Raw genomic sequence first — 936 nt, 5'->3', positions numbered from 1 at the left:
AACGGTTGGGCTAAGCGTAGTGCGGGGGCAAGGAAACTTTTTGTTTCCGTCTGCGCACGAAGCTAAAGCTTTTGGTTTTGCTTTTTCTTTTTTTGTTCCAAAGCTAAATCCATAAGATTTAGCGACTTTATAAATATACACAGACCTTTCGGTTTTGCCCTAAAGTCCGCATTACGTTTAGGCTTTGTTAGCCACAGGCTTTTTTCCGAAGTATATTAGCGCAAACCCTAATAGAATTAAAGGAATACTCAAAATTTGCCCCATATTAATTGTCATCGAATCTTCAAATCCAACTTGATTTTCTTTTACAAATTCAATCATAAATCTTGCTGCAAACATTAAAATCATGAAAATTCCAACCATAAGTCCATTTTGTCTTTTTATTTTTTTTGATTTATAAACAAGCAAAAGAACAACGAAAATTAACAAATATGCTCCAGCTTCGTAAAGTTGTGTTGGATGTCTAGGTATTAGATCGTCCCTTTCAAAGACTACACCCCAGTTTCCATTTGTCGGTTTACCGTATACCTCAGAGTTCATAAAATTTCCAATTCTAATGCTCGCAGCCATTAATCCAGAGCCAAGAGCAACTCTGTCCATTATCCACAAAATATTTGTTTTGGTCTTTCTAACATAAAGGATGATAGCGATTACTATTCCAGTTAATCCGCCATGGCTTGCAAGTCCTTGAAAGCCGGTAAACTTGAACGTTTCGCCCACTTTTCGAATAGGTAAGAGTATTTCAAGTGGATTTTGTAGGTAATATTGTGGTTCATAAAAAAAGCAATGCCCTAGGCGTGCACCCAGAAGCCCTCCTATTAAAATGTACATAGTTAGCTGTTCCAAGTTTTCGAGAGGGATTTTCTCTTTTTGATAAACTCTCTTAACTACTAAGTATAAAAGACCGCAACCAATAGCCCACGAAAGACTGTAATA

1 protein-coding gene is annotated in these 936 nt (G+C 36.8%); it reads right to left on the bottom strand.

Annotation, left to right across the window (positions count from 1 at the left end; translation table 11 throughout):
- Nucleotides 1–177: 177 nt before the first annotated feature.
- On the bottom strand, nt 178–936 hold a 759-nt coding region (gene lgt, locus ACOCEA_RS17960), incomplete at its 5' end, for a prolipoprotein diacylglyceryl transferase (RefSeq protein ID WP_420757655.1).

The organism is Maribacter luteocoastalis (genome assembly GCF_048890225.1).
GTDB classification, from domain to species: domain Bacteria; phylum Bacteroidota; class Bacteroidia; order Flavobacteriales; family Flavobacteriaceae; genus Maribacter; species Maribacter luteocoastalis.
The sequence above is the reverse complement of the archived record's forward strand: the minus strand, read 5'-3'. Positions and strand labels throughout refer to the sequence as shown.